The sequence below is a fragment of the Corynebacterium provencense genome (assembly GCA_900049755.1).
Taxonomy (GTDB): Bacteria; Actinomycetota; Actinomycetes; order Mycobacteriales; family Mycobacteriaceae; genus Corynebacterium; species Corynebacterium neomassiliense.
In genome coordinates, this window is sequence record LT160592.1 from 1169287 (window position 1) to 1189457 (window position 20171).

At 67.3% G+C, this 20171-nt stretch carries 15 protein-coding genes; 12 read left to right on the plus strand and 3 right to left on the minus strand.

Going from position 1 to position 20171, the window contains the following annotated elements; genetic code table 11:
* The first annotated feature begins 113 nt into the window (after positions 1 to 113).
* Positions 114 to 2903 (plus strand): winged helix-turn-helix domain-containing protein, encoded by a 2790-nt coding sequence (locus BN3906_RS05420; RefSeq protein WP_066585127.1) that lies wholly within the window; start codon positions 114 to 116, stop codon positions 2901 to 2903.
* Here BN3906_RS05420 and BN3906_RS05425 read toward each other — a convergent pair.
* Positions 2890 to 3717, minus strand: coding sequence for an IclR family transcriptional regulator (locus BN3906_RS05425; RefSeq protein ID WP_390620319.1), 828 nt, complete (start codon positions 3715 to 3717; stop codon positions 2890 to 2892). The genes BN3906_RS05420 and BN3906_RS05425 overlap by 14 nt on opposite strands.
* 167 nt (positions 3718 to 3884) lie before the next feature.
* Here BN3906_RS05425 and BN3906_RS05430 point away from each other — a divergent pair, with 167 nt between their 5' ends.
* From BN3906_RS05430 to BN3906_RS05440, 3 genes are read left to right on the plus strand one after another with little or no spacing between them, the layout of a single operon-like run.
* Complete coding sequence (locus BN3906_RS05430; RefSeq protein ID WP_078057144.1) at positions 3885 to 4628, plus strand: CoA transferase subunit A; 744 nt, start codon at positions 3885 to 3887, stop codon at positions 4626 to 4628.
* Between the two features lie 3 nt (positions 4629 to 4631).
* Positions 4632 to 5306 carry a 3-oxoacid CoA-transferase subunit B gene (locus BN3906_RS05435; RefSeq protein WP_187119891.1) on the plus strand — a complete coding sequence of 225 codons (675 nt, stop codon included), beginning with the start codon at positions 4632 to 4634 and terminating at the stop codon, positions 5304 to 5306.
* Entirely contained in the window at positions 5303 to 6481 is a 1179-nt protein-coding gene (locus tag BN3906_RS05440) for an acetyl-CoA C-acyltransferase (RefSeq protein WP_066585132.1), read from the plus strand. Before BN3906_RS05435 ends, BN3906_RS05440 begins: the two co-directional genes overlap by 4 nt.
* Before the next feature lie 51 nt (positions 6482 to 6532).
* Here the strand turns inward: BN3906_RS05440 and BN3906_RS05445 are convergent, their stop codons facing one another.
* Positions 6533 to 8950 (minus strand): glycoside hydrolase family 3 C-terminal domain-containing protein, encoded by a 2418-nt coding sequence (locus BN3906_RS05445; RefSeq protein ID WP_078057145.1) that lies wholly within the window; start codon positions 8948 to 8950, stop codon positions 6533 to 6535.
* Positions 8951 to 9025: 75 nt separating this feature from the next.
* On the minus strand, positions 9026 to 10309 hold the full coding sequence (locus BN3906_RS05450; protein WP_066585135.1) for an MFS transporter: 1284 nt from the start codon (positions 10307 to 10309) through the stop codon (positions 9026 to 9028).
* A 115-nt stretch (positions 10310 to 10424) separates the two neighbouring features.
* Between BN3906_RS05450 and BN3906_RS05455 the strand changes: the two genes are divergently transcribed.
* The 8 genes from BN3906_RS05455 to BN3906_RS05500 all read left to right on the plus strand — a co-directional run bounded on the left by BN3906_RS05455 (position 10425) and on the right by BN3906_RS05500 (position 20043).
* Complete coding sequence (locus BN3906_RS05455; protein WP_066586167.1) at positions 10425 to 11054, plus strand: gluconokinase; 630 nt, start codon at positions 10425 to 10427, stop codon at positions 11052 to 11054.
* Between the two features lie 102 nt (positions 11055 to 11156).
* Complete coding sequence (locus tag BN3906_RS05460; protein WP_066585138.1) at positions 11157 to 11753, plus strand: gluconokinase; 597 nt, start codon at positions 11157 to 11159, stop codon at positions 11751 to 11753.
* Positions 11750 to 13144 carry a GntP family permease gene (locus tag BN3906_RS05465; RefSeq protein WP_066585144.1) on the plus strand — a complete coding sequence of 465 codons (1395 nt, stop codon included), beginning with the start codon at positions 11750 to 11752 and terminating at the stop codon, positions 13142 to 13144. The genes BN3906_RS05460 and BN3906_RS05465 overlap by 4 nt, the downstream gene beginning before the upstream one ends.
* 207 nt (positions 13145 to 13351) lie before the next feature.
* Complete coding sequence (locus BN3906_RS05470) at positions 13352 to 14707, plus strand: GntP family permease (protein ID WP_066585145.1); 1356 nt, start codon at positions 13352 to 13354, stop codon at positions 14705 to 14707.
* A 48-nt stretch (positions 14708 to 14755) separates the two neighbouring features.
* Complete coding sequence (locus BN3906_RS05475; RefSeq protein ID WP_066585146.1) at positions 14756 to 15775, plus strand: lactonase family protein; 1020 nt, start codon at positions 14756 to 14758, stop codon at positions 15773 to 15775.
* Between the two features lie 141 nt (positions 15776 to 15916).
* On the plus strand, positions 15917 to 17008 hold the full coding sequence (locus BN3906_RS05480; protein ID WP_078057146.1) for an Ldh family oxidoreductase: 1092 nt from the start codon (positions 15917 to 15919) through the stop codon (positions 17006 to 17008).
* Positions 17009 to 17024: 16 nt separating this feature from the next.
* Positions 17025 to 17348, plus strand: coding sequence for a putative quinol monooxygenase (locus tag BN3906_RS05485; protein WP_237559725.1), 324 nt, complete (start codon positions 17025 to 17027; stop codon positions 17346 to 17348).
* A 1927-nt stretch (positions 17349 to 19275) separates the two neighbouring features.
* Positions 19276 to 20043: a GntR family transcriptional regulator gene (locus tag BN3906_RS05500; protein ID WP_078057148.1), complete on the plus strand. Its 768-nt coding sequence runs from the start codon at positions 19276 to 19278 to the stop codon at positions 20041 to 20043.
* Positions 20044 to 20171: the final 128 nt, after the last annotated feature.

A 20171-nucleotide genomic window follows, 5' to 3' on the forward strand; every position in this document is an offset into this window, starting at 1 on the left:
GGTGGTGGAGACGGGTAGCCAGAGGGTGGGATAGTGATTTATATCTCGAAAGTATGTACAGTGTGACCCAGATCATTCTCTAGAAACATGTCCTGTGCAGGAAGGACACCCCGATGAACCTCATTCCCCCGAGTACCTCCACCAGGTTCCAGGCGCCGACCCCCGTGGGACGATGGGTCGGGCGACCCCGGATAGACAGGCTCCTCGAAGCGGTCACGGAACGCCGGTTGACTCTGATTCACGGTCCCGCCGGTTTCGGGAAGTCGACTCTGGCCGCGCAGTGGAAGACGACCCTGTCCAACCGGGACATCCGTACCGCCTGGCTGTCCCTCGACGAAGACGACAACAGCGCGCTGTGGTTTCTCAGCCACCTGACCGAATGCCTCAGCCACGTCCTTCCCGGCGACACCGTGGACATGCTGCAGATCCTCGAAGACCGTCCGGAAGACGCCGAGCGCTATCTGGTTCCCCTCCTCATCAACTGGGTGCACCGTTCCGAGGGACGGACGATCCTGTTCCTCGACGACTGGCACCTCGTCACCGACGAGCGCACACGACACATTTTGACGAGGATGGTGAACTACTCCGGTGACCAGCTCGGTTTCATTGTGACCAGCCGGACACCGGCCGGTCTCCCCCTTACCAGGCTCCGGGTCCGGGACCAGCTGGTGGAGATCGACGCCCAGATTCTCCGTTTCGACCACCGGGAGACACGGCAGTTCCTCACCGACATCAAGGGGCTCCCTCTCAGCCACGCTGAACTGACCGCCCTCTACAACAGGACCGAAGGCTGGATCGCCGCACTTCAACTCACTTCCCTGTCCCTGACCCGCAATCCAGATCTTCCCGCGTTGCTCGGAGAGCTTCCCACCCGTCAGAACGGTATCGGGGAATACCTGGCAGAGAACGTCCTCGACCTCCTGGATCCCGGACTACTCGACTTCCTGATGCGTACCTCCGTCGTATCCCGGATAAGCCCGGACCTCGCGTCACATCTGACCGGGCGCGACGACGCCGGCACACTGCTCGAGGAGGTGCTGTCCGGAGATCTGTTTCTGCAGCGGCTCGACGACGTCGGGGAGTGGTACCGCTACCACCATCTCTTCGGCACCTATCTGCGCCGTCGTCTCCGGCGGACGCTTCCCGACACGATGACGGACCTCCACTCCCGTGCCGCGCACTGGTTCCACGAGCACTCGATGCTCGCTCCAGCCGTCGACCATGCACTGTTGGCCGGCGAAACGGAGTTCGCTGTCGATGCAGTGGAAAAGGAATCTCTGCTCCTCGTCGAACACTCCCGGATGGCGACGCTGCTGTCTCTCGTCGACAAACTCCCTGATGACTCGGTCACCGATCATCCGTGGCTGCTCCGGTCCGTGGCGTGGGCGTACTGCCTGCTGCACTTTCCCGATGAGGCCAACAACTCTCTGGTCCGTCTGGAACACGCCGTCATGTCAGACCGTCTCCCGGACGACACCGAACGCTTTCTTCTGACCCGCGATGCCCGGGTTATCCGGGAATGCCTGGAAATGTACCGTGACCGGGTATCCGACGACGACCACCTCCAGCCCGAGATACTTGACGTGGCGGACGACCTGGACCCGTGGACAGTCTCCGTCGCCGCGAACGTGCGGACATTCAACGAGATCGACCGCGGCAGGGGAGACAGAGCCACCGAACTCCAGCGGTGGGCGCGGACTTACCACCGCAAGGTCAAGGGGAGCTTCAGCGAGGTGTACGGGGAGTGTTACGCCGGCCTGGCGGCTCTACGCCGACTCGACATCCCGACGACGAGACATCACTGGGAGTGCGCACTCTCGGCCGCCAGCGAGCGCTCGGGCAGGCACTCCCACGCCGCGCGGCTGGCACTGGGCCTCCTGGGAAAACTTCATTACCAGATGGGGAAGCTTGACCTTGCGGAGGAGGAACTCGAGGAATCGTTGCGTATCGGGCAGCGGGCCGGTGTCGTGGACTTCATGGTGCCGGTCTATGAGTCACTGACATTCATCCGCGCCGGACGGGGAGACGCGGACGGCGCGGAACTCCTGTTGGAACAGGGTGAGCAGGCCGGACGTACCCTGTCTCTCGTCCGTTTATGGTCGAGGATGCTGACCGTCCGGGCCCGCCTCGGTCTGGAGGTGACCCGACCGGTACTTCCTCCCGGCGCCTCTGCGCGTGAACGGGCCTTCTTCTCCGAGGAGACGGTCCGCCTGGACCTGGCGTTGGCCATGCACTCCAGACCGGTGCCCGACGAGGAGGACCTGACCCGACGAGCCCGCTCGCTGATCGCCGCGGACGAAGGCCGGGGAAATGACTTCCAGGCGATGCGCGACCGGATTCTGCTCGCCGGAGCTCTGGCTGCCCGCGGGGCTCGGAAGCGGGCGGAAAGCACCCTTCGGGACGTGGTCGAAGACTGCAGGCGCAGCGGTCTCCCCCAGTCACTGGTCGACGGGGGTGGACCCGTGCACCTCGTCCTCACCAGCCTCTCCGCCGAACTCCCGGTCGGACTGCCTGCCGGTGACCAACCGGCGCCGTCTCATCTCGAAAGCTCACCGTCAGCAACCGGTGCCTCCGACGCTCCCTGCGCCCCGGACATACCCGCTTCTACAGCGAAAGAACCACCGGAACGGCGTCCTCTCAACTCCCGGGAGAAGGACATTCTCCGTCTGGTGGACGCCGGCTTCACCAACCGGGAGATCGCTGACCGGCTGTATCTCGGCGTCAACACGGTGAAGTGGTATCTCCGGAATCTCTACCGTGCCCTGGACGTGTCCAGCCGGAAGGCCTGCGTGAGACGCGCCCGCGACCTCGGCGAACTTGTCGAACAGTCGAACACGTCCGGACCGCCCCGCACGCCGCCTTCCCGGGCACTCTCCCCACGCCACACCGTCAACTCTGGCTGAGCCGCTGCGACAGCTGGTGGGCATGGTCCAGGAGCAGAGCACCGAGGTGGCGGCGTCTGCCGGCTGCGAACCGGTGCTCGATCCCGGTGAGGCTCAGCGCCCAGGACGGCTGACCACCGGACGCGAAGACCGCCGCGCCCATGCCCCAGCTTCCCTCCACGATCAGCCCCGGGTTCACCGCATAGCCCGATCTCCTGGTCTCGGCGATCCTCTCACGTATCTGTCCCGGGGAGTGGCTCTCCCCGTAGTCGCGGTGAAGTTCCGCCTGGTCCAGATAACGGTCAACCGCGGCGTCCGGCATGAACGCCAGGATCGCGAGCCCTGCCGAGGCGACGCCGAGAGGGAAGCGGCGTCCTTCGTGAAGGACGAAGGAGCGGACCGGGAAGCTGCCGTCCTCCCGGAGCAGACAGACTGTTTCGTCTCCTCTCCTGGCTGAGAAGAACGCGCTTTCACCGGTTTCCCGGGCGAGTGCGCTGACGTGTTCCCCGGCCAGTCGGGACACGTCGTACCGGTCGGCGGCGACCGTGCCCATCAGGAAGATCTCGGGGCCGAGCATCCACCGTCCCGACCCCGGGTCACGGTCGATGAGCCCCTCGGTGGTCAGGGAGCTGAGGAGGCGGTGCGCCGTAGGGCGGGTCAGTCCGGCCCGTGCGGCGATCTCACCGGTGGCGGCACCCTCCGGCATCATCTGGCTGACGATACGGAGGATACCCGCCACCCTGGCCACGACCTGGGTGCCGCCGGGCCGGCCGGGCCGGCCGGGCCGGCCGGACAGTGATGTCCGTGTAGCTTTCCCACTCTGTGATGTGTCCACATTACGGACACTACCCCATACGTTCTCCACCATGAGAGCAATCACCGCCGATCCAGAAAAATGCGTTGAACTGCCGTACGGCTCCTCATACAGTGCAGATACCGACCGGCGGCAGTCCAGCCGACGGAGAGCATGACGACCATATGATGAACAACTGAGGAGCAGCGGTGGCAAAGACCGTTTCGGGCCCGGCAGAGGCCCTCAAAGATCTCGTCCGGGACGGGATGAGTGTGGCAGTCGGCGGTTTCGGACTCTGCGGCGTCCCCTTCGACCTCGTCACAGCACTGCGTGACACGGGAGTGAAAGACCTGACCATCATCTCCAACAACATGGGCGTGGACGGTCGCGGACTGAGCATCCTCCTCGAGAACAACCAGGTCCGGAAGGTGCTGGGCTCCTATGTCGGAGAATCCCGCATCTTCGCCGAGAAGTACCTCGCCGGCGACGTGGAGGTCGAGTTCGTACCCCAGGGAACGCTCGCCGCCCGGATCCGCGCCGGAGGAGCCGGCATCCCCGCGTTCTACACCCCCACCGGTGTCGGCACCGCCGTCGCCGACGGCAAGGAGGAGGCGGAGTTCGACGGCCAGCGGGTGATCCTGGAACGCGCGATCGTCGCCGACCTGGCACTCGTCCACGCCCACACCGGAGACCGCGAAGGAAACCTCCGGTACCGGCTCACCGCGAAAAACTTCAACCCTCTGGTGGCCACCTGCGGAAGAACCACTGTCGCCGAAGTCGAGGTTCTCAGCGACGGGTTCCTCGACCCGGAACGTATCGACACTCCGGGCGTCTTCGTCGACCGGCTGTACCGGCCGGCCAGGACGGAGAAGTTCATCGAGAAACGCACCGTGAGACCCCGGCCCGGCAGTACGACAGAACCCGCCCCGGCAACTGCAGGTCAGAGAGGATAGATCATGTGGACACGCGACGAGATGGCTGCGATAGCCGCGGCTGAGCTCACCGACGGCCAGTACGTGAACCTGGGCATCGGAATCCCCACGCTGGTGGCCGACAACCTCCCCGACGGTGTCAGCGTCCACCTCCAGAGCGAGAACGGCATCCTCGGGATGGGCCCTCTCCCGTACGACGGTGAGGAGGACGCCGACCTCATCAACGCGGGGAAGGCGACGGTGACACTGGCAGAAGGAGCCTCCGTCTTCGATTCAGGGCTGTCCTTCGACATGATCCGGGGCGGTCACATCCACACCGCCATTCTCGGGGCGATGGAGGTCGCCGCCAACGGTGACCTCGCCAACTGGACGATCCCCGGGAAGATGGTCAAGGGAATGGGAGGTGCCATGGACCTGGTCGCCGGCACACCCCGGGTCATCGTCATCACCGACCATGTCACCAGGGACGGCGGCCCGAAGATCGTCGAGAGGTGCTCACTGCCGCTCACCGGGGTCGGCGTCGTCGACAGGATCATCACCGACCGGGCGGTCTTCGACATCATCGACCACCGGCTGGTTCTCGTCCGGACCGCACCAGGCGTGGACGAGTCCGAGATCCGGCGGCTCACCGGCGCCGACTACGACATCTCACCCACCCTGTCGTCTCCGGACGGCTCGACGATCCGGGAGAACCGATGACCGCGACCGCCTCGATAGTGGGCTACGCCAGGACCCCCTTCGCCCGTTTCAACGGGCAGCTCGCCGGCGTCCCGGCGACCGAGCTGGGCGCCCACGCGGCCGTGGCCGCACTGGCCCGAGCCGGAGTCTCCCCCGACCGGGTGGACATCACGGTCGTCGGACAGGTTCTCCAGGGTGGGGCGGGCCAGAATCCCGCCCGCCAGACCGCCGTGGGTGCGGGTGTCCCGATGACCGTCCCCGCCGTCACTCTCAACGCCGTCTGCCTGTCCGGTGCTGAGGCTGTCGCCCAGGCCGCCCGGCTCATCGCCACCGGCGAGGCGGACATCGTCCTCGCCGTCGGCCAGGAGTCCATGTCACAGGCACCGCACGCGGTCCGGCTGCGCAGCGGGGTACGGTACGGCGACGGCCAGCTGGTCGACACGCTCGACCATGACGCCCTCACCGATGCATTCGAGCACACCGGGATGGGCGTCCTCACCGAGAAGGGGAACGGGAAACTGGGGCTGACCAGGGAGGAGCAGGACGCCTTCGCCGCCGGCTCCCATTCCCGGGCGGCGGCCTCCGGATCCTTCCTCGCCGGGGAGATCGCCCCGTTCACCGTCAACTCACGGAAGGGTTTCACCGTTGTCTCCTCCGATGACGGGGTACGGCCGGACACCACCACCGGGCGTCTCGCTGTCCTCCGGCCGGCCTTCGACCGGGACCGGGGCACCATCACCGCCGGAAACAGCTCGCAGATCTCCGACGGTGCGGCGGCCCTGGTGATCGCCAGCTCCACCGCCGTCCATGAGTTCGGACTGACAGTCATCGCCCGGATCGAGTCCACGGCATTCGTGGCCGGACCGGACGTGCAGCTCCACTCCCAGCCCGCCCACGCCATCTCTGTCGCGCTCGGCAGGCTGTCCGCCTCACCGGAGGATCTCCGGGCGGTGGAGATCAACGAGGCCTTCGCCGCCGTCGCCGTGCACTCGACCCGCGAACTGGGAGTGGACCCTGCGACAGTCAACCGTCACGGTGGTGCGATCGCACTGGGCCACCCACTGGGCGCTTCCGGCGTCCGCATCGTCGGCACGCTCGCCCGACAGCTCGCCGCCGTCGGCAGGGATTCCCTCGGTGCCGCCGGGATCTGTGGGGGCGGAGGTCAGGGCAGTGCCGTGATACTCCGGGCCTGCTGAGCGGACACTCCGGGCCGGCTCATCGATACTCCCGGCCGGCTCAGCGCCGGCTCAGCGGGTACCGGCGGCGTCCAACAGTTTCTGCAGGTCTTCCCGGGTGACCTTGCCGCCGGAGAGCGCGATGAGCCGCTCCAGGGGGACGCCACCGAGCAGATCGGCCAGCCCCACCCCCATCGACCCGGCGTCCGACGCCGTACCCGACCCGGCGTCCGACGCCGTACCCGACCCCTGGTCGACGGGGCTCTCATCGGCGGTCTGCCCGGTCATGCCGCCGAGGGCGCGTCCGATCATCTCCGCCACCGCCGGGTACTCGAGCGCCTCCGCCACCGTGGAATCGAGGGTCAGCGGTACGTCAGGGGCATTGCCCTCCAGCACCACCTCTGCACGTCCTCGCAGGTCACGACTGCTGGCACCGACGTGGAAGACATAACGACCCGACTCCAGCACCCACCGGTGCAGCCTGGTGTCCCGGTACTCGAGGTCACGCGGGTCGACGTGGATCTCCAGTTCAGCACTGTCACCGGGGTCGAGGGTGACGGTGCCGAACCCGACAAGAGCACGGGGCACCCTCTGCACCGCAGAGTCCGGGACTTCGGCGTACACCTGCACGATCTCGCGTCCCCGACGGTGACCGGTGTTGGTCACCGTGACAGTCACCGTGACAGCCCCGCCTGCACCGTCACCGTCCACGTCACCGTCCACGTGGGCGGTGACCCCGTCATAGCCGAAGGTGGTGTAGCTCAGACCGTGCCCGAACGGGACGGCGACGGACAGTTCACGGGCGTCGTACCACCTGTACCCCACGTGCAGCCCCTCCGAATAGCGCACATGACCGTGTTCTCCCGGGAAGTCGAGGTAGGAGGGGGTGTCCCGTAGTCGGAGAGGAGAGGTTGAGGTGGTCTTGCCTGACGGGGAGACACGGCCGGAGAGAATGTCGGCGACCGCTGCCCCGCCCGCCTGACCGGCGAGGTTGGCGTCCAGCACCGCTCCCGCGTGGTCGAGTACCGGACGCAGTGCCAGCTCTCCCCCGTGGGACAGGACCACCACGACCCGGTTCTGGACGGCCGCCACCGCCTCAAGGAGGTGGAGCTGCTCCTCAGGAAGGTCGACACCGGTGCGGTCGAAGCCTTCGGACTCCTGGTCTGCGGCGAGACCGAGGAACACGACCGCGGCGTCCGCCGACGCGGCGTTCTGCACGGCCTCGGCGACGAGTGTGGCGTCCCGGCCGGAACCGTCGACGGTGAACCCGGGGGCGTAGGTCACGGGGACGTCCCAGGTGTCGCGGACGGCGTCCAGCACGGAAACCACCCTGGTCGGGTTGACGTGGGAACTGCCGCCGCCCTGGTAGCGGGGCTGGTCGGCGAAGACGCCGATGACCGCGACGGAGCCGGTCACTCCGGACAGGTCGAGGGGGAGCAGGTGGCGTCCGTCAACTTCCCTGTTGCTGAGCAGGACAACCGAGGACGCCGCGGCCTCCCGTGCCAGCTCATGGTGTGCACCCCAGCCCTGGTCTCCCGGGGTCACCCTGCCTTCTGCGACAGCACTGTCGTGTTCCCGGTGGTAGCGGGCGGCGATGGCCGCGACCCGCGACGCCGCGGTGGTGACCGCGTCCTCGTCGAGGTCCCCGGCCTGTACCGCGGCGACGACCTCTGCGTCGGCGGTGCCGCCGTCGGCGGGCATCTGCAGGTCCAGTCCCGCCCGGACGGATTCGACCCGGCCGCCGACGGCACCCCAGTCGGAGACGACCGCGCCCGTGAACCCCCATTCGGTGCGCAGGATGTCGGTGAGGAGTTCACGGCTGTGCCGCACCGGAACACCGTTGACCGCGTTGTAGGAACACATGACGGTGGCGGGTTCGGCGTCCTCGACGACCCGCCGGAAGGCGCGCAGGTAGACCTCGTGGAGGGGGCGTTCGTCGACGTCGGAGCTGACACGCATCCGGTCGGTCTCCTGGTTGTTCAGGGCGAAGTGTTTGACACTGGCTCCGACCCCGCGACCCTGGAGTCCTGTCACCCAGGCACTGCCGAGGACGCCGGAGAGGTGCGGGTCCTCGGAGTAGTACTCGAAGTTGCGCCCGCCCAGCGGGGACCGTTTGATGTTGATGCCGGGGCCGAGGACCACCTGGACGTCGGCTGCGAGTGCCTCGTCGGCGATCGCCGCGGCAACGCGGGAGACGAGGTCGGGGTCCCAGCTCTGCGACAGACAGGCGGCGGGAGGGAAACATGTCGCCGGTACCGCCCCGGCGATTCCGAGATGGTCGGTGGCCCCGTCCTGCCGGCGCAGGCCGTGGGGCCCGTCAGTCATGGTGATCGAGGGGACACCGGGGGTCGTCGCTGTCGCGGCGATCTCACGGGTGGTCCAGAAGTCCCGGCCGGACCCGAGGGAGGCCCGCTGCTCCAGGGTGAGGCCTGTGACGTCGAAGCCGCCGGTGCCGGTGGCCGGTTCATTGTGGAGGGTGCCGTCGCTCATGTGGTCCTTTGTACGCGAAACCGTGGGGCGGCAGAGCTGTGCCGGGAGACTGTCCGGCCACCGGTCAGGCGCCGGTCAGTACCGTCTGGACAGTCCCAGTCCCACCAGAGACAGTACGACGGTGACCACCGAGAACACCGTCGTCGAACCCACCAGGCCCAGGGGAATGGTGAGGAACCCCGCCAACATCGCGGGCACCGCCAGCGCCAGGTAGCCGACGATGAAGTAGGAGGTCGTCACCGCAGTTCTCTGTCCTGCGGGTACCCGGGAGGTCATCGCCCGCAGCCCCGTCATGAAGGTCAGCCCCTGGCCCACACCACCGCACACCGACGCCACGATCAGCAGGGCCAGACTGTCGACTGCGAGAGCCACGATGACGGTCACCGAGCAGACGGTGATCAGCACCAGTCCGAGCACGGTCAGAGTCCGGTCGGACCAGCCGCGCAACAGGATCTGGGCGCCGGCCGAGGCGAGGAACAGGGCCGCGGTCACCGTCGCCACCGTCGCGGGGGAACTGATTCCCAGGTCGTGGGTCATGAAGGTCGGTGCAAGCGAGGAGAAGACACCGCACACCGTGTAGCCTGCGACCACCCCGGGGACTGCGGCGACGAACAGTCCGCGCACCGGGGCGGGAACGGCCGGCACCCGCGGCCGGGGCAGCCATCCCCCGTACCGGCCGACGTGGACACCGACGTGGACACCGACGTGGCCACCTCCGCCACGTTCCACCCGGTCGCGCACACCGGGCAGCAGCAGCACCGCCACCGCGAGCATGAGGGCGTGGACGACGAACGGCCAGACCAGCGGGCGGTCCACGACAGCGGCGACGCACCCGGCGACGAGGACGCCCAGACCCAGGCCGCCGATGTTCGCTGCGGTGGACACCGCGGCGGCCAGGGTGGCGCGTCCTTCCGGAGCGTTCTCCATGACCGTCACCGTCCCCGTCCCGGTGAATATCCCGGCGGCGAAGCCGGACAGGATCCGGCCGAGGTACATCAGGACCAGTCCTGCGGCGGTCCCGCCCGTGGCCTCCGCCCCGGAACCTGCGGCGGGCAGCCCGGCCACCAGGAACAGCAGTGCGGAGAGCACGGACAGACCGAGGGCGAGGGCGAGGACAGGGCGTCTGCCGAGGGTGTCGGAGAGGCCCCCGAAGATCACGAGTCCGGCGACGACGCCCACGGCGTAGACGGCGAAGAGCACAGTTGTCGCCGCCGACCCGAATCCGAAGGCGGCCGACATCGTCGGATACAGCGGGGTGGGCAGGGTCGTCCCCATCATCACGACGGCGAAGATGTACGCCGCGGCCGTCAGTGACCGCGCGGTGGCGGGCCGGGTGCTGCGGGTGCGGGGGGAGTTCACAGGGAGTCATCCTACGACCGCCCGACCCGTCGTGCCGGGCTGTCGTGCCGGCCTGTCGGGCACCGCTGTCCTGCCGACTGTCTTCGGCATCGAACGCCGCGTATGGTGCTGTCTCATGTCTTCGAAGTTCCCGCCTGTGCATGTTGTTCTCACGGGTGTCTGCGGTACCGGGAAAACCGGTGTCGCCGAATATCTCTCCCGGGTCACGGGAATGCCTGTCGTCAGCGCCGACGACTTCCATCCCGCCACCAACCGACGCAAGCTGGCCACCGGCCAGGATCTCTGCAGTGCCGACTTCACACCGGTCCTGCACCGGATGCGCGACTGGATCGCCGACCGCGCCCTGTCCGGCACTTCCGCGATCGTGACCTGCCCTCCCCTGAGCCGGGAGAACCGGGACCTGCTCCGCGAGGCGGAGAGCCTCTCCGAGCTTTCCGGGGAGGACGCCACCCGCCTTCTCGTCATCGAGCTCAGTGCTCCGCGCGACGTGCTGGTCGAACGTCTGGCCAACCGCCCCGACCACATCGTCCCGGTCTCCGTCCTCGACTCCCAGCTCGCCTCCGTCGAGCCCCTGGACGACGACGAGTTCGGTGCCGTCGTCGACGCCTCCGGTCATCCCGAGGATGTCGCCGACACCGTCCTCGACACCGTCGCCCGTCTGAGGACGGCCGGCGCGGTGGCGGTGGGCAGGGCGAGTCTGGCCGACCGCAGGGCCGAGCAGTCCCGGCACGCCGTGGAACAGTAGGCCGGGGTCGGGGAAGGACGTCGGACCTGCTCCGACGGCGGTGCCTGACACGTCCGGCCCGTCCTCTGTTCCCGTGACCGTCAGGTCGGTATGGTCTGCCTTATGCCCTCGAAACCGACCGACAGTTCACAGCCCGTTCACCTCGTGATCATGGGGGTGAGCGCGAGCGGGAAAACCACCCTCGCTGAGCGTCTTGCCGAGGTCACCGGCTTCCCCTACGCCGAAGCCGATGACTTCCACCCGGAATCCAACAAGCAGAAGATGGCCTCCGGGCATCCCCTCACCGACGAAGACCGCTGGCCCTGGCTGCACAGTCTCGCCGACTGGATGGTCGCCCACGCCGAATCCGGGGAGTCCAGTGTGGTCACCTGCTCCGCACTCAGGCACAGCTACCGGGATGTCCTCCGCGAGGCCGACGGTGTCCACGACGGCAGGGTCCTGTTCGTCGAACTGGACGCGCCCGCACCGGTCCTCCTTGAACGCCTGAACGACCGCAGCGGACATTTCATGCCCGCGTCCCTGCTCGACAGTCAGCTGGACACACTCGAACCGCTGACCGGGGACGAGAACGGCCTCACCCTGGACGCCACGGTCGACCCGGAGACCCTCGTCGCCGAGGTCCTCGCCGCCGCGGGACTGCCCCCGGCAGTCCCCGGCACCGGGGTCTCCGGTGACCTCACCGGCGGAGTTCCGGCATGACCGCGCTCCTGGCGGCGGAGACGGAGGTCGTCACCTCCGCCTCCGATTCCCGCCTCGTGATGTCCGCGGTCATCGGCATCGCGCTGATCATCGTCCTGATCGTCTGGGCGAAGATCCATCCTTTCCTGTCCCTCATGCTCGGCTCAGCGGCGCTCGCCGTCGTCGCCGGTATTCCCCTGGTGGAGACCTTCAGCTCCTTCTCCTCCGGATTCGGTGGCACTGTCGGTGATGTCGGCGTCCTCATCGCCCTCGGCGCGATCATCGGACAGTTCCTCGTCACCTCCGGGGCCGCTGACGCGATCGTGGACGCCTTCCTCGACCACACCTCACCTGCCCTGCGCCCGTGGGTCATCGCCGGGCTGGCGATGCTGCTCGGCATCCCGCTGTTCTTCGAGGTCGGGATCGTCCTGCTCATCCCGGTGGTCATCCTGGCCGCACGGCGGTCCCGGCTGCCCCTGATCCTGCTGGGCATTCCCGCACTCGCCGGACTGTCCGCCCTCCACGCCCTGGTCCCGCCGCACCCCGGTCCCCTCATCGCGGTGGACGCCCTGGGGGCGAACCTCGGCCTGACCCTGGCACTGGGGCTGCTGGTGTCGATCCCCGTGGTGATCGTCTCCGGTCCGTTGTCCGCGAAGATCATGGCGAAGTACGTGCCGATCTCCGCCCCTCCGGCAGCGGCCGGGGACACCGCCGGCACCACCGGTGACGGTACCGACCGGCCCCGGCCCTCCGTCGCCCGCGGGCTGACCGTGGTCCTGCTGCCGGTGGTGATGATGCTCTCGCGCACCGTCGTCGAGTCGACACAGGTGGACGAGAACTCCGTCGTCTACAAGACCTTCGAGTTCCTCGGCGAGCCGATCGTCGCACTGCTGGCCACCGTACTGGTCGGAATGACCCTGCTGGGTCTTCTCCAGGGCCGCACCGCCAAGGAGGTCTCTGACACGGTCGGGGCGTCCTTCGGCCCCATCGCCGGGGTGATCCTGATCGTCGGTGCCGGCGGAGGTTTCAAGCAGACACTGGTGGACACCGGTGTCGCCGACGTGATCGGGGGCTGGGTGCAGGATGCGCCGGTCTCCACCCTGGTCGCCGGTTGGCTGGTCGCGGTGTTCATCCGCCTGGCGACCGGTTCTGCGACCGTCGCGACCGTCACCGCCGCAGGGATCATGGCTCCCCTCGCCGAGGGGATGCCCTCGGTGGAGGTCTCCCTGCTGGTGCTGGCGATCGGCGCCGGGTCAGTGTTCTTCTCCCACGTCAACGACGCCGGTTTCTGGCTGGTCAAGGAGTACTTCGGTATGACGGTGCCCCAGACCCTGAAGACCTGGTCGGTGATGGAGACGGTCCTGTCGGTCTCTGCGCTGCTCGTGGTGCTGCTGCTGAACCTGATCGTCTGACCGGACAGTTCCCGGGACTATCTGGACCAGGTGGTCTCCGGAGGCCTGGCGGGGCGTCCACCGGCTCCGCCGTCGACGTCACCCCGTGAGGTAGATCACGAAAAGTCATTGTCTCCTCCAAACCGTTCACGTACCCTCTTCAAGTATACCGAAGCGCATACCTAAGGATCGCACCGCAGAGCGGCACCCGAAACCGGAGGAGGAACCGTGATTGTTCTCCATGCCTCGATCACCATCGCGTTGATCGTCGCCCTCATCATCTGGACCAAGGTGAATCCGATCATCGCACTGATGATCGGTTCCCTGTATCTGGGCATCGCCGCAGGACTCGGCATGACCGGCACCGTCACGACGATCGCCGACGGATTCGGCGACCTCATGGTCAACGTCGGCCTGCTCATCGGCTTCGGAGTGCTGATCGGGGCGCTGCTCAACGCAATGGGGGCACTGCAGCGCACAGTACAGCTGCTGTTCCGGATTTTCGGCCCCCGCCGACTGCCCTACGCCATGGCCGTCTCGCTCAACCTCTTCTTCCCCTCCATCTACCCCGACGTCCAGATGGTTCTCGCGGCACCGCTGGCCAGATCCTCGGCAGAACGCCTGGGCAGGAACGGGCTCGGTCTCATGGCCGGCGCACTTGTCGTGGGTATACCGGTGGGTGTGGTCTTTGTCGTTCCCGGGCTGGGAGCCGTGTCGATTGCGGGTCTTCTCGATATCCCGCTGAGCACGATGCTGCTGTTCGGTGTGATCGCCGCACCGCTGATCTCGGTCCTCACGCTCACCGTCTACCAGGTGATGCTCCGGCACGGATGGTGGTCCCCGGAACGGGACGAACACGCCAGTGACGCCCTGCTCGCCGAGGAACAGCTGGCCCGCGACGCCGTCGAGCAGTCCGCCGACGTCCTCCCCCCGCTGCGGCTCTCCATCATCCCCGTCCTCATCCCCGTCATCCTCGTCGGCGGTGGCGCCGTGGCGCGCACGTCCGGACTCGAGAACGCCTTCATCGACTTCCTGAGCCAGCCCCTGCTGGCGATGTTCCTCGGCCTGCTCATCGCCTACCTGCTCGCACTCCGGACCGTCGGCCGCACCACCGCGGAATCGGCCATCGAGCGAGGACTCGACACGACCGGCAACATCCTCCTCATCACCGGCCTCGGTGGCTCTCTTGCCGCGGTGATCAGGGCCACAGACCTCAGCGACGTCCTGGAGTCCCTGTTCGTCACGGAGAGCGGGATCGGTGCCATCGCGACCGTGTTCCTCGCCTGGCTCATCGCCGCCGTGCTCCACCTCGCGATCGGCTCGATCAACGTCGCGGCGATCACGGCCGCGGGAATCATCGGCCCCGTCATCGCCGACGCCGGCGTGGACCCGGTCATCGTCGCTCTGGCTATTGCGGCGGGAGCAGTCTTCGCCGTGCACTTCAACAGCAACTTCTTCTGGATGTTCCAGTCCCTGACCGGCGTCAACACCAGTGGCGCCCTCCGGTCGATGACCTTCCTCACCACGCTGGCGTCCCTGATCGGACTGGTCCTCGTCTCCGTGGTCGCACTGGTCGCCGGATGACGGCATCCCCCCCGGCCACAGCCACTGACGCACGAAAGGACACTTCTGATGGCACCCCGCACCATCCTCATCGGATCCCGCACCACCGCCGAACGCGACGGCCGCGGCTCCGGACTCACCGCCTGGCACCCCGCCGACCCCGACTGGGCGGAGTCCGACCGCCTGAAGCTCACGAACCCCTCCTGGATCACCGCACCCGGTCCCGGCCCCGTGTACGTCCTCCACGGCGACGGCGGGACCCTGTCCGTGGTGGAGGTGTCCCCGGAGGGGCACCTGACCAGGTCACAGACAGTCCCGGCGGGAGGACGCAATCCCGTGCACTGCGCCCGCATCGGCGGACACCTGCTGGTCGCGAACTACGCGACCGGCACCGTCGCCGCCCACCCGGTCAGGGCCGACGGCCTGCTGGAGCCGGTCTCCGGCACGGTGTCGCTGGGCGACGGAGTGGGCGGGGACCGGCTATCCCACCCGCACCAGATCATCCCCGACGGCGACACGGGACGGTTCCTCGTCCCGGACAAGGGGCTCGACGCCGTCGTCACCCTCGAGCTCACCGCCGACGGAGACCTGCGGGTCCTCGACCGGGAAGCGACCGCACCCGGCAGTGGCCCGCGGCACGGCGTCATCGTCGGTGAGCAGCTGTTCGTCGTCGGGGAACTGGACTCGTCCCTGATCACACTGACCAGGGATGTCACCGGCATCTTCCGGGTACGGGACGCCACCGGCACCCTGCCGGAGGGCGCAGATGCCACGGAGAGCACAGCAGCCGGCATCGCCCACTTCCCGAACCGGGCGATGCTGGTGGTCTCCAACCGTGGTGCCGACAGCCTCAGCGTCTTCCATACCGGGCCAGCGGCGCCACGACTGGTCCACACCGTGCCCTGCGCAGGGCGGTTCCCCCGGTTCATCGTCCGGTATCCGCAGGACCACCGGGACGGGCTGCTCGTCGCCCATGAGTACGGGGACACCGTCTCGTGGCACAGTGCCGGGGATCTCGCCGACGGACGTGCCGGGTACCGGACCGTGGCCCACACCGGCAGTCCGGTGTGTGTCACTCCCCTGCCCTGACCGTCCACCGACAGACCTTTCATCACCGACCACCACCGACCCACCGGGCACCGACGGTCCACCGGTACGCCGCCACCGTCATGTTGCACCACCGACCTTCTCTGTGTATACAGAGAGGTATACAGAGAGGAAATGAATCATATGGGACTCCACCACCCGTCGACTGACGACACTACCGGCGCTACCGGAACCTCCCGTGTCAATCCGGACACCCTGCGCACCGTGTGCACCGGGATCCTCACCGCGCACGGCGTCCCGGAGAAGGACGCCCACCTGGTCTCAGACAGCCTTGTCCAGGCCGATCTGTGGGGCCACTCGTCCCACGGCGTCCTGCGCCTCCCCTGGTACGTCAACCGCCTGAAGTCCGGCGCCATGACCCCGGTGGCGCAGCCGCAAGTCCTCAACGACCTGGGCGCCCTGCTCGTCCTCGACGGATGCAACGGCATGGGCCAGGTTCTCACCGAGCACGCCCGCGTCGAAGCCGTCGCCCGGGCGAAGAAGCACGGCATCGGCGCCGTCGGCGTGCGCAACTCGAACCACTTCGGCACAGCGATGTACTACACCCGCCGTGCCGCCGCCGACGGGTGCGTGAGCATCCTCACCACCAACGCCTCACCCGCCATGGCCCCCTGGGGCGGCCGGGAGAAGAAGATCGGCACCAACCCCTGGTCCATCGCCGCACCCTACGGGGAGACTGCCGCGGTGGTGGACATCGCCAACACCGCCGTCGCCCGCGGCAAGATCTACAACGCCCGCCAGAACGGCCGGTCCATCCCGGACACCTGGGCGCTGACCTCCGACGGCGATCCGACCACGGACCCGTCCGAGGCCATCGACGGCGTCATCCTGCCGATGGCCGGGCACAAGGGCTACGCCATCAGCTTCATGATGGACGTCCTGTCAGGCGTCCTCACCGGCTCGCAGTCCGGCACCGGCGTCCACGGTCCCTACGAGCCCAACCCGCCCGGCGGCGCCGGCCACCTCTTCATCGCCCTCGACGTGGCGGCCTTCCGGGACACCGCCGACTTCGACGACGCCCTCGGCCACCTGGTCTCCGAGGTCAAGGAGTGTCCGACGGCCACCGGCTTCGACGAGGTCTTCTACCCCGGCGAGATCGAGGACCGCAGCATGGCCTCCCTGCTCACCGAGGGCATCACCCTTCCGGAGACGACCCTCCGGGACCTCGCGGACCTCGCCGCGGCGTCCGACATCCCCACCACCGACCTGCCCTGAGGAAAGAAAGCTGACCATGACTCTGTCGACCACTCCCCTGAAATCCCTCACCGTCGACCTCCGCGTCCGGGAAGGTCACCTCGAGGACTTCCTCCGCGCCATCCGCGAGAACGCCGAGCGCAGTTTCACCGATGAGCCCGGATGCGTCTACTTCGACGTCAGCCAGGATGCCGAGGACGAGCTCCACTTCACCTTCTTCGAGCTCTACACCGATCAGGACGCCGTCGCCGCGCACCGTGCGGCCCCGCACTTCGCGGAATGGCGCAAGGCCGTGGAACTGCACGTCGTGCCCGGCTCCCAGCGGAACGTCCTCGCCGACCGGCTGTTCCACCACCAGTAGGCACCGGCACTCACGGCGGCTCCGCCCCTCACAGTGCCCACTCCTCACAACAGCCGCCCCCTCTCTCCACCTCTCCTCCCGACGGCGAAGGCCGGGCACCCGCACAGGGTGCCCGGCCTTCGACGTCTCCCGGGAAGACATGACACGGAGAGACGTGAACCGGGGAGGCATGACGCGGAAGACGCGACCCGGCCGCGGACGCGGAGAAGCCCCGTCGGTGTCCGGGAACGTCCGGGAAAAAGTCCGGGGACACCGACGGGGCGGAGAAGGTCGACCGCGGCGTGCTCCGTGCACCGCGGTCACCGCGTCACAGGAGCGGGAAGGCGGCCGTGAGTCCGCCCACCAGGAGCATGACCAGGGCGACGACGACCGCCCGCCACAACACCTTCTTGAAATGGTCCCCGATGGAGACGCCGGCGAGTCCCACGAGCAGCAGGAACGAGGGGGCCAGCGGACTGGACTGGTGCAGCGCCTGCCCGACGATGGACGCCCTGGCCATCTCCACCGGTTCAATGCCGTAGTGTCCGCCGGCATCGGAGAGGATGGGCAGAATGCCGAAGTAGAAGGCGTCATTCGTCATGAGGAACGTGAACGGGATACTGAGGACGCCACCGATCGTCGCGAGCACCGGCCCCCACGAGGTGGGGATGAGGTCAACCAGCCACGACGACATCTCCGAGATGATCCCGGTTCCTTCGAGGACGCCGGTCAGCGCCGACGCCGCCATGATCATTCCGACGACCGTGATCACGCTCGGCGCATGTTCCTGGATCTGACCGATCTGATCGCCGGTCTTGCGGAAGTTCAGCACCAGCGCGAGAGAGGCCGCGACCATGAAGATCAACGGTGCAAACAGCACGTCCGCCACCAGGAGCACCAAGATCGGAAGAGCACACGTCTGAACTCCAGTCACCAGATCATCTCGTATGCCGTCTTCTGCTTGAAAAAAAAAATACACCAATCTTCTGCTCACGCAGCTGAAATATCTACACATCCTCCCTCACTTCTAATTCCTAGTGATCGTTTGCTTTACGGGGCGGACGCGGCGGCCGAACGGGGGCTGCTCTCTCAGACCATGCCGGAGGGGACGCGTCGTCCACCTCGTCGCCGGCGCTGTCCGATCGGTGGGAGGCGGGAGTATCCCCGCCGGCGCCCGGCTCCCCGGACGGATCATCGACCAGCTCAAGCTTCCCGATCCTGCGACGTTCGCCGAGTCCGAGGAAGTAGGCGAGAACCAGCACGGACGCCACCCCCGCGAGAATCGCGGGAATCATCGGGACGAAGATGTCCACCGGCGAAACGCCCAGGGCGGCGGACGCACGGGACGTCGACCCTCCCCAGGGGACCGTGTTGAGCACGCCGTTGGAGAGCGCGGCGATGACCGTGAGCACGACCGGCGACATCCCCAGTTTCCGGTAGATCGGAAGGAATGCCGAGGTCACGATAATGAAGGTGGTCGATCCGTCTCCGTCGAGGGAGACGATCGAGGTCAGCAGTGCCGTCCCCATCGTCACCCGCACGGGGTCGCCGTGGGCGAAACGCAGGATCCACCTGATCAGCGGGTCGAAGACGCCCACGTCGATCATCGTGCAGAAGAACAGGATCGCGAAGAACAGGAGGGCGGCGGTCGGGGCGAGCTTGAGGAGGGACTCCTCCACCATGTCCCCGATATCGGTCCGCCCTCCGGCGAAGAGTCCGAAGATCACAGGGACCAGGATGAGCACGGCGATAGGTGTGGCTTTCCGTGCCATGACCAGGTACATGAAGCACGCGATCATGGCGAAGCCGAGGAAGACGAGCATGACGCTCCTTGAGAGCTGGGGGACAGAACGGCGACCGCTGTGACGGCAACCACTAGATTGTGTCACTTAGGTATACAGACGGGTATTCCCAAGTGCAATAGTCTTCGTGGGTTAAAGTGGTCCCCATGGCCGATGACCACCAGCTCAACGATGTCGGAACTTCCCGGGAAACAACCCCGAAACTCCCCCCGGCAGGACGCAAAGCCGATCAGGTGTACCAGCTCGTCCGGCAGGAGATCGAGAACGGGACACTTGCCCCCGGGGAGCGCCTCCCGGAGAACTGGCTGGTCGAACACACCGGAACGTCCCGCACCCCGGTGCGCGACGCGCTGCGCCGTCTGGCCTCCGATGAACTCGTCGTCCTTGAGCCACGTCAGGCGCCGATGGTCTCCCCGCTCTCCCTGAGCCTGGTCCGGGATCTCTTCGCTTTCCGACGGGTGGTCGAGGTCGCCGCGCTCGAGGAGATCGCCCTGCGGTCACAGACCACGGAAGCGGTCCGGACCGCATTCACGGAGCTCGCCGACACCTTCCGCTCGCTGGGGGAGCAGAGCGACAGCACCGGTCAGGATGAATTCTCCGCTTCATTCCGCGCCGCCGCCGCCCGCTTCGACACACTCATCGTCTCGTGGTGCGGGAACAGGTTCCTCCGCAGCAGCATCGAAGGCCTGAGGCCACACACCGCGCGACTCCGGGTCATCGCCCACGCCGATACCGCGAGACTGCGTCAGTCCGTCGAGGAGCACATCGACATGTGCACGGCCACCGCGTCCGGTGATCCCCGACCGGCCGGTGCGGCCTGCAGCCAGCACCTCATCCACGTCGAGCGCAGCATCCTCACCTCTCTGGTCACCGACAACTCCCCCTTCAGTCGGGAGATCGACATCCGGGGCTGAGCCGGGCGGGCACGCGTGCGAGCCCCGGACCCGCCCTCCACCCCGACACAGACCAACCGGCGGGACCGTCATTGCCAACAGGTATACCTGTGGGTACACTCACGAACACGGAGAGGATTCCGCCGAGG

What these genes read in the sequence shown, in the direction of transcription:
- BN3906_RS05445 (WP_078057145.1), bottom strand. Translation starts at nt 8,950, where the DNA reads ATGAGCGACGGCACCCTCCACAATGAACCGGCCACCGGCACCGGCGGC.
- BN3906_RS05485 (WP_237559725.1), top strand. Translation starts at nt 17,025, where the DNA reads ATGACTCTGTCGACCACTCCCCTGAAATCCCTCACCGTCGACCTCCGC.
- BN3906_RS05460 (WP_066585138.1), top strand. Translation starts at nt 11,157, where the DNA reads ATGCCCTCGAAACCGACCGACAGTTCACAGCCCGTTCACCTCGTGATC.
- BN3906_RS05475 (WP_066585146.1), top strand. Translation starts at nt 14,756, where the DNA reads ATGGCACCCCGCACCATCCTCATCGGATCCCGCACCACCGCCGAACGC.
- BN3906_RS05480 (WP_078057146.1), top strand. Translation starts at nt 15,917, where the DNA reads ATGGGACTCCACCACCCGTCGACTGACGACACTACCGGCGCTACCGGA.
- BN3906_RS05455 (WP_066586167.1), top strand. Translation starts at nt 10,425, where the DNA reads ATGTCTTCGAAGTTCCCGCCTGTGCATGTTGTTCTCACGGGTGTCTGC.
- BN3906_RS05440 (WP_066585132.1), top strand. Translation starts at nt 5,303, where the DNA reads ATGACCGCGACCGCCTCGATAGTGGGCTACGCCAGGACCCCCTTCGCC.
- BN3906_RS05435 (WP_187119891.1), top strand. Translation starts at nt 4,632, where the DNA reads ATGTGGACACGCGACGAGATGGCTGCGATAGCCGCGGCTGAGCTCACC.
- BN3906_RS05500 (WP_078057148.1), top strand. Translation starts at nt 19,276, where the DNA reads ATGGCCGATGACCACCAGCTCAACGATGTCGGAACTTCCCGGGAAACA.
- BN3906_RS05465 (WP_066585144.1), top strand. Translation starts at nt 11,750, where the DNA reads ATGACCGCGCTCCTGGCGGCGGAGACGGAGGTCGTCACCTCCGCCTCC.
- BN3906_RS05420 (WP_066585127.1), top strand. Translation starts at nt 114, where the DNA reads ATGAACCTCATTCCCCCGAGTACCTCCACCAGGTTCCAGGCGCCGACC.